Consider the following 12,923-nt stretch of genomic DNA (forward strand, 5'->3'; position numbering starts at 1 on the left):
ACACCCCAGCCCAACGCCTAGCCGCGCTCTTGAACCAAGCCGCCTAGCCACGTTGCACTAATCGATTGACTTTGAGCGTCGGTTGATGGCTGACATTTCTCTGTCGGGTGATGCCTGACAGTGTTTCGGCTGATGCTTTACTCCTGCTTCGGTTGATCCTTGACACTCCCTGAATGAGGGAGTTGAGCGTGGCTGAGCAGCGGTATCAGACGGTGCTGGCAGTGATCAGTGATGGGTTGTCGGTGACGCAGGCGGCCGAGAAGGCGGGGGTGTCGCGTCAGACGGTGCATGCCTGGTTGGCCCGGTATGAGGCCGAGGGTTTGGACGGGTTGGTTGATCGGTCGCATCGGCCGGTGTCGTGTCCGCATCAGATGTCAGCCGAGGTTGAAGCGGCGGTGCTGGAGTTGCGGCGCTCACGTCCGTATTGGGGGCCGCGGCGGTTGGTGTTCGAGCTGACCAAACGCAAGGTGTCACCGGTGCCCTCGGAGTCGGCGGTGTACCGGGCGTTGGTGCGGTCGGGGTTGATCGATCCGCGGTTGCGCGACCGGCGGGCCCGCAAGTGGAAACGCTGGGAGCGGGGCGCGCCGATGGAGTTGTGGCAGATGGATGTCGTCGGTGGGTTCCCGCTGGCCGACGGGACCAGCGCCAAGGCCTTGACCGGGATCGACGACCACTCCCGGATGTGCGTGTGCGCCCGGCTGATGACTCGCGAGCGCACCCGCGCGGTGTGCGATGGACTGCGCGGTGCGTTGGCGACCTACGGCTCACCAGAACAGATCCTGACCGACAACGGCAAGGTGTTCACCGGCCGGTTCAACCATCCACCGGTGGAGGTGCTCTTTGATGCGATCTGCCGCGAGCACGGCATCGAGCACTTGTTGACCCAGCCGCGCTCGCCGACCACTACAGGCAAGATCGAGCGGTTTCACCGGAGTCTGCGCGCGGAATTCCTTTCTACCGCAGCACCTTTCCCCAATTTGAAGGCGGCGCAGCAGGCGCTCGATGAGTGGGTGATCGAGTACAACACCGCCCGGCCGCACCAGTCCCTGAAGATGGACACCCCAGCTCAGCGGTTCACCGCATCAGCGCCGGCGGCGGCGCCCTCGAACTCCACGGCTGCGCGCGAGCACCAGCGCCAGGGCTCAGATTGGGTCTCGCGGCGGGTCACCACCAACGGGGTGGTGTGCGTGTCGTGGCAGCAGGTCAGTATCGGCAGGCACTGGGCCGGGCAACGCTGCGACGTTCATGTCGACGGGGACCTGCTGAGGTTCTGGGTCGGTGAGCAATTGGTCAAAACCGCAGCCCGCAACAGCACCGGGGCGGTACGAAACAAGAAGGCCTGCCGCACCCGCGAACAGGCCTGACCACCAACACGAGTGTCAAGGATCAACCGAAACAGATCCGTCACCCATCAACCGAAGTCCGACATGGGGTCGCTGCGTCGAACGTGTGGCTTGCCGAGATTCCGTCTCGCGTGTCGCCTCGTCAGCCGCCACGCTCGACGTAGGACGCTAGCCCGGCAGGTAGATCAGCCGGGCCATCACCACCGTGATCACCATGGTCAGCGCCAGCAGCGGCACGCCGACCTTCGCGTAATCCGAGAACCGGTAGCCGCCCGGCTCCATCACCAGCATGTTGGTCGGCGACGACACCGGCGTCACGAACGCGGCCGAACAGGCGATGGCGACCGTCATCGCGAATCCCTGCGGCGAGACGTGCAATGCCTGCGCCGCTTCGATGGCCACGGGCGCGATCAGCACGGCGGTCGCCGAGTTCGAGATGAACAAGGCGACCACCGCCGTCACCAGGAACACCACCGCGAGCATGCCGGTCGGACCGAGGCTGCCCAACGTGTCGACCAGGTGACCGGCGATCAGCGTCGTCGTCCCGGTCTTGGCCAGCGCCGTGGCCAACGGCAGCATCCCGGCGATCAGGACGAGCGTGCTCCAGCTGATCAACCGGTAGATGCTGTCGACGCGAACGCAGCCCGCCCCGACCATGGCCAGTGCCCCGAGCAGCGCCGCATCGGCGCTGGGCAGCCAGCCGAACGCCATGCACGTGACCATCGCGATGAGGATGACCACTGCGGCACGACCCCGGCCCGGCGCCACCAACCGCTGCTGATACTCGGCGGGCAGGTTCAACAGGATGAAGTTCCGGCGCGAATCGCTGAGCCGCTCGATGTCGTCCCAGTTGCCGCCCACCAACATCGCGTCACCGAAGTCAAGGGTGCGGCCCGACAGGTCCGCGGTGATGCTCTGGCCGCGGTGCCGGACCGCCAGGACCGTCACGTTATGGGCAGCGGCCAGATCGAGCTCGCCGAGCGTCATGCCGATCGACTTCGACTCGGGTGCCAGCATCACCTCGGCCACCCCGACGTTCTGCAGCACTTCGCGGCGCTCGTCTTCGGCACGCGGGCCGGTGACCTGACAGCGCAGGTCGGCCGCCACCGCGGCGGTCTGCTGTTCATCGACGAGCGTGAAGACCAGATCGCCTGCCTCGAAGACGGTTTCCGGCCGCGCCGACAGGTATTGCGCCGGGCCGCGGGTGTGCTTCTCGAAGCCGAGAAGATCGAGGCCGTAACGCTCGCGCAGCGGTTGGCGTTGCGCCGCAACCGATTGCCCCACCAGTGGTGAGTCAGCGGATACGTGCAGCAGGTGCCAGCGGGGCCGCAGCCCGTAGGACGCGATGACGTCGAAGGTGGAGGGTTGCTGTGCGTCGGCCACTCCGGTCCGGTTGCGGCTCAAGAGGTTACGCCCGACCAGGAGCATGAAAACAAGACTGACCGCGAGCGTGACGACACCGAACGGCGTGAAGCCGAAGAAGCCGAGCGTCGGCGTGATGCCGCGCTGACTGAGGATGCCCTCGATGATGATGTTCGGCGACGACGCGATCGACGTCATCATGCCGCTGATCATGACGGCGACGCACAAGGGCATGAGCATGCGTTTGCGGTTCAAACCCGTTGCGGCCGTGACGGTCAGCACCACGGGGATCAGCATCGAGACGATCGCCGACGAGTTCATGACCGACCCGATACCGGCCGACAGGACCATGATCAGCGCGACCAGCCGCGACTCGCTGCGGCCGCCGACCTTGACGACGAACTCACCGAGCCGCTGGGTGATCCCGGTGTTGACCAAGCCCGCGCTGACGATGAATATGCCGGCCAACAGAATCACCACGGGCGAACCGAAGCCGGCCAGCGCCTCGGTCGGCGTCAGCACGCCGGTGCTCATCAACGCGACGACGACCAGTACTCCGACGATGTCGGCGCGCGGACGGCCCCACACGAACAGGCCGATGGCGCCGGCCAGGATGCCGACAACGATCCACATCTGATGAGTCACTGGCGAACCTGAACGACGCCGACCGATACGAACACCCTTGATCAATAACATTCGCCGCCACGGATCGGTCGGAGATGCCCCGAATCCGGAGCGCACGTCGCCGCCACGCTATTGCCCCAGCACGCATTCGACCGTCGAAAAACTACGCATTGTTCAGGAATTTCCGCAGTCGTACAGTCAAGCTGGCAACCACATTTCTGGAGGTCCAGACATGCCTGTGGACGAAGACAAGCTGAACCAATTTCTCGGCATGGCGATCGGCGACATGGGTGCCGCGATCAGTGCCGGCCTGGTCCTGATCGGGGACCGGCTCGGGCTGTACAAGGCCCTGGCGACTGGGCCGCTCACGGCCACGCAGCTGGCCGAGAAGACCGGCACCGTGGAGCGGTACGTGCGCGAGTGGCTGGCCAACCAGGCCGCCGGCGGCTACGTCCAGTTCGATCCGGGCAGCGGCATGTGGTCGATGAGCGCGGAGCAGGCCGCCTGCCTCGCCGACCCGAACGGCCCCGTCGATATCCCCGGCGCCTACAACATCGTCGAAGCGGTGTTCCACGTCCTCGACCGCACGACCGAGAACTTCAAAACCGGCGCCGGCCTGGAATGGGGCGAGCACCATCCGTGCCTGTTCGCCGGCACCGAGCGGTTCTTCCGCGCCGGCTACAACGCCGAACTCGTCGGCTCCTGGCTGCCGGCACTGGACGGCGCGATCGAACGCCTCGAGTCCGGGGCCAAGGCAGCCGACGTCGGCTGCGGCCACGGCGTCAGCACGATCCTGATGGCGAAGACGTACCCGAACTCGACGTTCATCGGCTACGACTACCACCCCGAGTCGATACACGTCGCGACCGAACGCGCGGCGGAAGCCGGGGTGACGAACGCGCGCTTCGAGGTCGCCGATGCAACAAGCTACGCGGACAACGGTTTTGACCTGATCGCGTTCTTCGACTGCCTGCACGACATGGGCGATCCGGTCGGCGCCATGCGGCACACCCGGGCCGCGCTCAACGACGACGGCATCTCGATGATCGTCGAGCCGTTCGCCGGGGATCACGTGCAGGACAACATGAATCCGATCGGCCGCATGATGTACGGCGCGTCATCGCAGATCTGTGTACCGGTGTCACTCGCCCGCAACGGGCCGGCGCTCGGCGCGCAGGCCGGCGAGGCCAGGCTGCGCGACGTCGTCGTCGACAAGAGCGGCTTCACGCGGTTCCGGCGCGCCACCGAGACGCCGTTCAACCTCGTCTTCGAAGCACGGCCGTAACGGCGTCAGGGAATCAGGATGTAGCTCATCCCGGGGATGTGCTGGGTGTCGCGGGTCCACCAGGCGAACGGCCCGCCGTGGGACTCGTTGTTCATCTCGGTGATGTTGATCCAGCGGCCGGACACCGAATTCACCCAGGCCACGTGGCCGTACTGGCTCACCCCGGGCAGTTCGGCGGGGTACACCGCGATGGACCGGGCCTGCGGTTCGTCCACGACCGTCCAGCCGCGGGACCGTGCCGCGTCCGCCCAGACCTTGGCGTTGCCGTGGATGTCCGGGTAGTAGCCCACGTTCTGGAAGGCCATCTGCAGCGCACCCCACGTGCACTGACCCGGCCAGCCGGAGTTCGAGGCCTGTACCGCGCCCATGGTCCGCGCGGGGCCGGCGTACTGCTGGCCGGCGGGCTGACCGGTCTGCTGACCGTAGGACATGGGGTCGACGTACGACGCCGAGTCGGCGTTGCTCGGGGGCGCCGCCGCCACCCCCGCGCCCGCGATCAGAGCGGCCGCGAGCATGACACCCGCATACGACTTGAAGCTCATTGCGTACATCCGTCCCCCCGATCAAGCGAACGAACCGATGCTTGGATCAAATCACAATTCGGTCACGATTAGACACGAATTCAAAAACATTGCTTGGCAAACTGTCAAGTTTTGCTCAAGACATGCTGATCAGGGGGCCGGAAGAAGTTACCGGTTCAGGCGGAATTGCAGGTTGTTGCGCACCGCGGGCCATTCGACATCGAGGATCGAATACACCACGGTGTCCCGGCGGGAGCCGTCACTGAGCAACTGATGTGAGCGCAGTACCCCGTCGAGCTTGGCTCCGAGCCGCTCAATTGCCGCGCGACTCGCCGAGTTGAAGAAGTGGGTTCGCAGCTCCACTGCTATACAGTCGAGCGCTTCAAAAGCGTGCCAGAGCAGCAGCAGCTTGGCTTCGGTGTTCACCCCGGTCCGGCGAACCGACTCCACGTACCAGGTGGCGCCGATCTCCAGGCGGCGGTTGGGACCGTCCACATTGAGATAGCTGGACGACCCGATGAGCCGGCCGTCGAGCGCGCGCACGACGAACGTCAGCCCGGTGTCTGGATGCTGCACCGCCAACCGTGCCTGCACCCATTCCGCTGCCGTCGCCGGCGAGGGCGCGGACGTGAACCACAACCGGCCCAGGTCTTCATCGGCGGCGGCCGCGGCGATCTCGGGGATGTGATCGGTGGTGAGCGGCTCCAGCGTCACCCACCGCTGCCCCGTCAGCACGACGGGCTCGACGAACCCCATCACGACCGCCAGGCGACGACGGAGGCCAGCACCGACAGCACGATCGCCAGCACCGCCGACACCAGACCGATGTACAGCCCGTACGACGCGACCACCGGGCTGTGCACGTACAGCACGTGATACCAGACCCCGAGCGCCGTCAGCCCGGCCGAAAGCACCAGGGCCACAACGGAAGCCGCGCGCGACGAGAGCCGGCGCGCGGCCATCGTGGCCGCCACGAGCAGGCATGAGGACAACAGGACCATCAGCTGCCCGACACCGAAACCCGGTGGCGGCACAGTGATGTGCCCGACCTTCCCGCCGATGGCGTTCGCGTGCCCCGCCGGGCTCGACAGCCACGGCAACCAGGCACTGACCAACAGCACCAACGCGCACAGCGCGACGATCCAGGCGGGCCGCAACCGTTCCATGACAAGAGCGTATCGACCGTCCGGCGGGCCGACGCAGCTGATCAGCCGTAGCCTCAAGTGCCATGACCGATCTCCCCGATTGGGCGCGGCAGCTCGACCTGTCGCCGCATCCGGAAGGCGGCTGGTACCGCGAGACCTGGCGCAGCGACCTGACCGTCCCCCGATCCGCGCTGCCCGCGCAGTATTCCGGCCCGCGCAGCGCCGGGACCGCGATCCTGTTCCTGCTGATGCCCGGACAGCAATCCGCCTGGCACACCGTGCACAGCGCCGAGCTGTGGCTGTTCCACCGCGGCAGTCCGCTGCTGCTGGAGGTCGGGCCGGAGCAGGCGACCGCGGACACCGTGCTGCTCGGGGCGGACATTGCGGCGGGCGAACGGCCGCAGGCGCTGGTCCCGCCGGGGCACTGGCAGCGGGCACGCCCCCGTGACGACGAACCCACGCTGGTGAGCTGTGTCGTGGTGCCCGGCTTCGACTTCGCCGACTTCGCGCTGGTTGGTCAGTAGGCCACATGCAGGGGCACGTCATCGTCTGCGGCACCGACGCGCTGGCCAACCGGATCGCCGAGGGTCTGCAGGCGGCGGGTGCCACCGTCGTGACGATCCACGAACCCGCCGGCCTCAAGGCGGCCATCGTCACCAGCGCCGCCGCCATCGTGTGCGCCGGCGACGACGACGCCGTCAACCTCGAAATCGCGCTGCTGGCAAGGGAACTCAACCCCACAGTCCGGGTGGTGACCCGGCTGGCCAACAGCGTGCTGCGCGCAGCGGTGGCGCAGGACAACGGACCGGGCGCAGTTCTCGACGTCGCCGACCTGGCCGCGCCGTCGGTCGTCGAGGCCTGCCTGGCCCGCACGACCCACACCATCTCGGTGGCCGGCGTGGACTACGTCATCTCCGGCACCGACGCCCCGCGCGACGCCACACTGCGGGAGATGTTCGGTGACCTGGCGCCCGTGGCCGTCGTCCGCGGGGAGAACTCGGGCGCACCTGGCGAGGTGACGCCTTGTCCCGGTAGGGATTTCGAGGTGCGCGCCGGCGACTGGACCGCCATGATCGGCACCGCCGACGAACTCGCGGACGCCGGCATCACGGTGCCGCGCCCGCTGAGCAACCGAACCCACCGCCCATGGCCGCGCCGCGTGATCGACACCCTGCGCGTCCTGCGCGACGACATCAACCCCATCTTCTGGTGGGCCCTGGGCACATCGATGTCCCTGCTGCTCGGGTCGACCGTGCTGCTGCGTTTCGCCTATCACAACCCGGCCGGCATGAGCTGGATCGATGCGCTGTACTTCTCCACCGAGACCATCGCGACGGTCGGCTACGGCGATTTCAGCTTCATGCATCAACCAACCTGGTTGCGGCTGTGGGGCATTGGGCTCATGTTCGCCGGCGTCACCACCACCGCGATCCTGGTCGCGTTCGTCGCCGACGCGCTGCTGTCCCGTCGGCTCGGCAACTCGTCGGGGCGCCGGCGGGTGCAGCACCTGCGCAACCACATCGTCGTGGTGGGCCTCGGCTCCTTCGGTATCCGGGTGGTCAGCGACCTGGTTGCGGCCGGCTACGACGTCGCCGTCATCGAACGGGACGAGACCAACCGGTTCCTGGCGCAGGCCGCCCAACTGGATGTCCCGGTGATCTTCGGCGACGCGACCCTGCGCCAGACGCTCGAGCTCGCCCGCCTGGACCGGGCGCGCGCCATCGCGGTGCTGACGCAGGACGACATGGTCAACATCGAGACCGGCATCGTGCTGCGCGAGATGCTCAGTCCCCGGGTGCTGCCGGAAATCGACCGGCCCGACGTCCCACTGGTGCTGCGGATCTACGACCGCACCCTCGGAGCGGCGGTGGCGGGGCGCTTCGGCTTCGCGCACGTCCGGTCGACGGTCGAGCTGGCGGCCCCGTGGTTCGTCGGCGCGGCGATGGGACTACAGGTCTTGGGCACCTTCTCGGTGGGCCAGCAGTCGTTCATGGTGGGCGGCGTCCACATCGACGCGGGCAGCGCGCTCGACGGGATGCGGATGGCGGAGGTGCCGACGCAGATTCGGGTCATCGCCATCGCGCGGGCGGGCACCACGCTGCAGCGGCCGCGGCGCGACGCCCAACTGTGCGCCGGCGACACCGCGTATCTGGTCGGTCCGTACCGCGAACTGATCGAGACGCTGCTGACCGGCCAGCGGACGCCGTAGCGCCACGTCAGGCCGCGATCATCAGATCGATGGACAGCTGGTCGCAGATGGCGTGGGTGGTGGGCCAGTCACCACGCTGCGTCGCGCGGGCCAGTTCCTCGGTCAATGGGCTCTGCACATCCAGTTCGGCGAGCCAGCCCGCGACCGTCGCCGCCAAGCGGTCCGCCGTGACGCCTACGGCGTGGCGATCGTGGAGCTGGTCGACGATCTCGTAGGTCGACCCATCGGTGATGGTCGCGGGGTGCTGGTGCCGCCAGTGGATGTTCATATCGGTAGGAGCACCGAGCGGGCCGGATCGGGACAGTTTTTTGCGCCGAAAATGAGCTTGTGTCCGAGAATCCGTGGGATCTTCGGACACAAGCTCAGGCTCGCCGGTCAGTCCTTCAGCGACGACAGGTTGAACGCCGCGCCCGTCGGGTCGGTGACGGCCGCCAGCCGGCCGTACGGGGTGTCCTCGGCGGCGCGCACCACGGAGCCGCCGTTGGCGGTGATCAGTTCGATGGTCTTGTCGACGTCGTCGCTGCCGAGGAAGACGTTCCACGTGGAACGGTCCAGGCCGGGAATGACGGAGCCGTCCATGACGCCGATCAGCGGCTCGCCATCGAAGATGGCGTTGCTGTATCGGAACTCGGGGCTGTCGGCCTCGACCTGCAGCTCCCAGCCGAACACCGTCGTGTAGAACTCGGTGGCCTTGGCGAAGTCGGTCGTGGTCAGCTGGAACCACACCGGGGCGCCGGCCTCCTCGTACGCCTCGAAGCCCTGGTGCCCGGTCGGCTGCCACAGGCCGAAGAAGGCGCCCGTCGGGTCGGTCAGCATGGCCATCCAGCCCTTCTCGGGCACCTCCATGGCCGGGATGCAGTTGGTGGCGCCGGCGGCGACGGCAGCGTCGATGGTGGCCTGGATGTCAGCGGTGTGCAGGTACACGGTCCACGCGTCGGGGGCGTTCCACGCCGGGTCGCTCGCCATCATGCCGCCGACGTAGCGGCCGTCGCGCCGGGCGTTGATGTAGCCGCCGTAGTCGGGTCCCGGGTTTTCGTAGTCCCAGCCCAGCACGGTGCGGTAAAACCCCTGGGCGCCAGCCACATCCGAGGTGGCGAGGTCGATCCAGATGGGCGCGCCCAGTGGGGTCGCGGTACGAGTGGCCATGGTGTTCTCCCTAGACGAGTGACGGAGTGGTCACCGATACAGACAAGCACCCCGCGGAAAACTCATCGCGGCGGCGTCGACAAGAAAAAGGTGGCGAGAATTCGAGAATTCTCGCCACCTTCGTCTGACGGGCCTACACCGACGCGAACAGCGCCTTGAACTTCTCCAGTGACTGGTGGATGTCGGACCGCAGTGCAGCCGCCACCACCATGCCGATGGGGCCGAACAGGGCCGGGCCACCGAGGTGGATGTCGAAGGCCACCTTGGAACCGTCGCCGGCCGGCGTGATCTTGGCCATCAACTTGACCCTGACCCCACCCTTGCCGATGCCGTTGAGCGTGAGCGACGCCGGCGGGTTGTAATGCACGATGGTCCAGTCGACCCGGTTCAGCATGCCCTTGACCTCGACGACGGACGAGATCTGCGTGCCCTTGCCCAAGGTCTCGGGCAAGGGGCTGCGCCACAGCCGGTGGATCGACAGCCAGTCGTCGTAACGGGAGAGGTCCGACGCTGCCTCCCAGGCCTTTTCGGGCGACAGCGGTACTTCGATGGAACTTGAGAGCTTTGCCATGACTACTGCTGTTCTTGCGTCCCCTCGGCAGGAGCCTCAGCAGCAGGCTGGTCTCCTGCGACGGCCTTCTTCGCCGCTTCCTGGGCGCTGTCGACCGCGCCCTTGAACTTGCCTTCGGTCTTCTCGTCGACGATGTCGCCGACCTTCTCGATAGCGGCCTCGACCTTGTCGGCGTTCTGCGCCGCCAGGTCCTTCACCTTGTCCAGAAATCCCATGATTCCCACCCTATCTATTGCCGGATTGTCCGGTGAACGTGCTCATTCTTCATTGCTCTTCGGTTCGCCACAACCGTCGCGGCTCGCCCAGCCAGCGGCCCTGCAGCCACCACAACACCTCGATCGCACCGGCGCCCACCAGCCCGATTCCGACGGCCGCCGAGGTCAGCGCCAGGTTCGACGGATCGAGCATGAACTGTTGCTGCGCCCAGGGAATCGAAAAAATCACCACATATGCCAACGCCGACGCGGCGACCAGCGCGACGCGCCACCACTGGTACGGCCGTGCCACCACAGCCAGCACCCACACCGCCGACACCAGCAGCGTGATCAGCGCCGCGGTGGACGCCTGGTTCTGCTCGACCGCGTCCGCGTACTTCCCGTGATAGGCCAGCAGGTAGGAGGCGAACGTCGCGGCACCCACCACCAGGCCCGACGGCAGCGCGGCCGTCATCACCCGGCGCACGAAACCGTGGTGTGCGCGTTCATTGTTCGGAGCCAGCGACAGGATGAACGCCGGAATGCCGATGGTGAACCACGCCGCGATGGTGACGTGAATGGGCTGGAACGGATACAGCACCGGCTCGGTGCCGAAGAACCTGGCCGACAGGCCCGCCAGACCCACCAGAACCGCCAACAGCACCGAGTAGACCGTCTTGGTGAGGAACAGGTTCGAGACGCGCTCGATGTTGCCGATCACCCGGCGGCCCTCCCCCACCACATACGGCAGGGTGGCGAACTTGTTGTCCAGCAAGACGATCTGCGCGACGGCCCGCGTCGCCGAGCTGCCCGATCCCATCGCGACACCGATGTCGGCGTCCTTGAGGGCCAGCACGTCGTTGACGCCGTCGCCGGTCATCGCGACGGTGTGGCCACGCGATTGCAGGGCATGCACCATGGCGCGCTTCTGGTCCGGCCGGACCCGGCCGAACGTGGTGTATTCGCTGACGGTTTCGGCCAACTGCTCCGGATCGTCCGGGAGCCGGCGGGCGTCGAGGGTCTCGCCGTCCAGTCCCAGCGAACGGGCCACCGCACCCACCGACACCGCATTGTCGCCGGAGATCACCTTGACCGAGACATGTTGCTGCGCAAAGTAGTCCAGCGTCTCACCGGCATCGGGACGGACACGCTGCTCCAGCGTCACCAGCGCCGCGGGAGTCACGGCACCGGGCGCGTCGGGTGCGTCGACGGGGCGGTCCGAGGAGCCGAGCAGCAACACCCGCAGGCCCTGGGCGCCGATCTGTTCGGCCTGCTCGGCTTCGGGGGAACCGGCCTCGAGCAGGACGTCGGGCGCGCCGAGCACCCAGTTGCCGTGCTCGCCGTAGGACACCCCGCTCCATTTGGTCGCCGATTTGAACGGCGCGCTGGCGGTCTGCGTCCAGCCCGGCGGCAGTTTGTATGCCTCGGCGATGGCGGCCATGCTGGCATTCGGCCGGACGTCGTCGGCCGCCATCTGCGCGAGTACGGACGCGGCGTCGTCCGCGGTGAAGGTGCTGAGATCGCTGACCCGCATACCGTTTTCGGTCAGGGTCCCGGTCTTGTCGGCGCACACCACGTCGACGCGGGCCAGACCTTCGATGGCCGGCAGCTCCTGCACCAGGCACTGCCGCCGGCCCAGGCGGACCACGCCGACGGCGAACGCCAGCGACGTCATCAGCACCAGACCTTCGGGCACCATCGGCACCAGGGCACCGACCGTCCGCAGTACCGATTCCTTCCAGCCGACGCCGGTGACGGTGAACAGCTGGGTGTAGATGATCAGCGCACCGGCCGGCCAGAGCAGGTAGGTGATGAACCGCAGAATGGTGTTGATACCGCTGCGCAGCTCGGACTTCACCAGGGTGAATTTGCTTGCCTCGGCGGCCAATTGGGCGGCGTATGCCGCGCGCCCGACTTTGGTGGCGCGGTAGGAACCGCTACCGGCGACCACGAAGCTGCCCGACATGACGGTGTCGCCGGCGCTCTTGTCGATGGCGTCGGCCTCACCGGTGAGCAGTGACTCGTCGACCTCGAGGTTGGCCGCTTCCAGCACGACGCCGTCGACCACGATCTGATCGCCGGGGCCGAGTTCGATGACGTCGTCGAGCACGACCTCGCCGGCGGGGCGTTCCTGAGTGCCGGACTGCCTGCGCACCACCGGTTTTGCCTGGCCGACGATGGCCAGCCGGTCGAGGGTCTGCTTGGCCCGCAGCTCCTGGATGATGCCGATGGCACTGTTGGCGACGATCAGCAGCCCGAACAGCCCGTTGATGACCGAGCCCGTCGCCAGGACGATCAGGAACAGCGTGCCGAGAATCGCGTTGATCCGCGTGAAGACGTTGGCGCGGATGATCTCCGAGACACTGCGGGCCGCCCGCGTCGGGACGTCGTTGGTCTGGCCGGCGGCGACGCGCTGGGCGACGTCGGCATCCGACAGACCGGCGAGATCCGTCGTGACGCTGCGTTCCGGATCGTCGACAGTCACCCGTCATCCCCCTTTTACGTCGGGATTTGTGCACGAAA

Annotated in this window: 13 protein-coding genes; 4 read left to right on the forward strand and 9 right to left on the reverse strand. The window is 67.1% G+C overall.

Translation table 11 applies throughout. The features are described from left to right. Positions 1–173 precede the first annotated feature (173 nt). Entirely contained in the window at positions 174–1,364 is a 1,191-nt protein-coding gene (locus ACJH7A_RS14160; protein WP_212813116.1) for an IS481 family transposase, read from the forward strand. 147 nt (positions 1,365–1,511) lie between these two features. Here ACJH7A_RS14160 and ACJH7A_RS14165 read toward each other — a convergent pair whose 3' ends face one another. Continuing rightward, positions 1,512–3,350, reverse strand: a complete 1,839-nt coding sequence (locus ACJH7A_RS14165; protein ID WP_212813118.1) for an SLC13 family permease — start codon at positions 3,348–3,350, stop codon at positions 1,512–1,514. 211 nt (positions 3,351–3,561) lie between these two features. Between ACJH7A_RS14165 and ACJH7A_RS14170 the strand changes: the two genes are divergently transcribed. Beyond that, positions 3,562–4,614 (forward strand): class I SAM-dependent methyltransferase, encoded by a 1,053-nt coding sequence (locus tag ACJH7A_RS14170; protein ID WP_406802167.1) that lies wholly within the window; start codon positions 3,562–3,564, stop codon positions 4,612–4,614. 5 nt (positions 4,615–4,619) lie between these two features. On the opposite strand, the gene ACJH7A_RS14175 is transcribed toward ACJH7A_RS14170, so the two are convergent. The 3 genes from ACJH7A_RS14175 to ACJH7A_RS14185 all read right to left on the reverse strand — a co-directional run bounded on the left by ACJH7A_RS14175 (position 4,620) and on the right by ACJH7A_RS14185 (position 6,301). Continuing rightward, the gene (locus tag ACJH7A_RS14175) at positions 4,620–5,156 is read right to left on the reverse strand and encodes a CHAP domain-containing protein (protein ID WP_406775876.1); all 537 of its coding nucleotides are present in this window, start codon (positions 5,154–5,156) and stop codon (positions 4,620–4,622) included. A gap of 147 nt (positions 5,157–5,303) precedes the next feature. Next, complete coding sequence (locus ACJH7A_RS14180) at positions 5,304–5,894, reverse strand: GNAT family N-acetyltransferase (RefSeq protein WP_318986755.1); 591 nt, start codon at positions 5,892–5,894, stop codon at positions 5,304–5,306. Continuing rightward, the gene (locus tag ACJH7A_RS14185) at positions 5,891–6,301 is read right to left on the reverse strand and encodes a hypothetical protein (RefSeq protein WP_406802168.1); all 411 of its coding nucleotides are present in this window, start codon (positions 6,299–6,301) and stop codon (positions 5,891–5,893) included. The genes ACJH7A_RS14180 and ACJH7A_RS14185 overlap by 4 nt, the downstream gene beginning before the upstream one ends. A 62-nt stretch (positions 6,302–6,363) precedes the next feature. Here ACJH7A_RS14185 and ACJH7A_RS14190 point away from each other — a divergent pair, with 62 nt between their 5' ends. Continuing rightward, the gene (locus ACJH7A_RS14190) at positions 6,364–6,804 is read left to right on the forward strand and encodes a cupin domain-containing protein (RefSeq protein ID WP_406802169.1); all 441 of its coding nucleotides are present in this window, start codon (positions 6,364–6,366) and stop codon (positions 6,802–6,804) included. 5 nt (positions 6,805–6,809) lie between these two features. Further along, positions 6,810–8,489, forward strand: coding sequence for an NAD-binding protein (locus ACJH7A_RS14195; protein WP_406802170.1), 1,680 nt, complete (start codon positions 6,810–6,812; stop codon positions 8,487–8,489). Positions 8,490–8,496: 7 nt separating this feature from the next. Here ACJH7A_RS14195 and ACJH7A_RS14200 read toward each other — a convergent pair whose 3' ends face one another. The 5 genes from ACJH7A_RS14200 to ACJH7A_RS14220 form a co-directional block, all read right to left on the reverse strand. Further along, positions 8,497–8,757 (reverse strand): hypothetical protein, encoded by a 261-nt coding sequence (locus ACJH7A_RS14200; protein ID WP_406802171.1) that lies wholly within the window; start codon positions 8,755–8,757, stop codon positions 8,497–8,499. A 107-nt stretch (positions 8,758–8,864) separates the two neighbouring features. Then, positions 8,865–9,635 carry a VOC family protein gene (locus ACJH7A_RS14205; protein ID WP_406802172.1) on the reverse strand — a complete coding sequence of 257 codons (771 nt, stop codon included), beginning with the start codon at positions 9,633–9,635 and terminating at the stop codon, positions 8,865–8,867. A 133-nt stretch (positions 9,636–9,768) separates the two neighbouring features. Beyond that, positions 9,769–10,206 carry an SRPBCC family protein gene (locus tag ACJH7A_RS14210; protein ID WP_406802173.1) on the reverse strand — a complete coding sequence of 146 codons (438 nt, stop codon included), beginning with the start codon at positions 10,204–10,206 and terminating at the stop codon, positions 9,769–9,771. Between the two features lie 2 nt (positions 10,207–10,208). After that, a complete protein-coding gene (locus ACJH7A_RS14215) occupies positions 10,209–10,421 on the reverse strand; it encodes an antitoxin (protein ID WP_212813150.1) in 213 nt (70 codons plus the stop codon). Positions 10,422–10,470: 49 nt separating this feature from the next. Next, positions 10,471–12,885 (reverse strand): HAD-IC family P-type ATPase, encoded by a 2,415-nt coding sequence (locus ACJH7A_RS14220; protein ID WP_406802174.1) that lies wholly within the window; start codon positions 12,883–12,885, stop codon positions 10,471–10,473. Positions 12,886–12,923: the final 38 nt, after the last annotated feature.

The sequence above is a fragment of the Mycobacterium sp. SMC-17 genome, from assembly GCF_045310915.1.
GTDB lineage: Bacteria > Actinomycetota > Actinomycetes > Mycobacteriales > Mycobacteriaceae > Mycobacterium.

Coding starts and splice junctions, on each gene's coding strand:
- ACJH7A_RS14160 (WP_212813116.1), top strand. CDS start 174: ATGAGGGAGTTGAGCGTGGCTGAGCAGCGGTATCAGACGGTGCTGGCA.
- ACJH7A_RS14170 (WP_406802167.1), top strand. CDS start 3,562: ATGCCTGTGGACGAAGACAAGCTGAACCAATTTCTCGGCATGGCGATC.
- ACJH7A_RS14175 (WP_406775876.1), bottom strand. CDS start 5,156: ATGAGCTTCAAGTCGTATGCGGGTGTCATGCTCGCGGCCGCTCTGATC.
- ACJH7A_RS14185 (WP_406802168.1), bottom strand. CDS start 6,301: ATGGAACGGTTGCGGCCCGCCTGGATCGTCGCGCTGTGCGCGTTGGTG.
- ACJH7A_RS14190 (WP_406802169.1), top strand. CDS start 6,364: ATGACCGATCTCCCCGATTGGGCGCGGCAGCTCGACCTGTCGCCGCAT.
- ACJH7A_RS14195 (WP_406802170.1), top strand. CDS start 6,810: ATGCAGGGGCACGTCATCGTCTGCGGCACCGACGCGCTGGCCAACCGG.
- ACJH7A_RS14200 (WP_406802171.1), bottom strand. CDS start 8,757: ATGAACATCCACTGGCGGCACCAGCACCCCGCGACCATCACCGATGGG.
- ACJH7A_RS14205 (WP_406802172.1), bottom strand. CDS start 9,635: ATGGCCACTCGTACCGCGACCCCACTGGGCGCGCCCATCTGGATCGAC.
- ACJH7A_RS14210 (WP_406802173.1), bottom strand. CDS start 10,206: ATGGCAAAGCTCTCAAGTTCCATCGAAGTACCGCTGTCGCCCGAAAAG.
- ACJH7A_RS14215 (WP_212813150.1), bottom strand. CDS start 10,421: ATGGGATTTCTGGACAAGGTGAAGGACCTGGCGGCGCAGAACGCCGAC.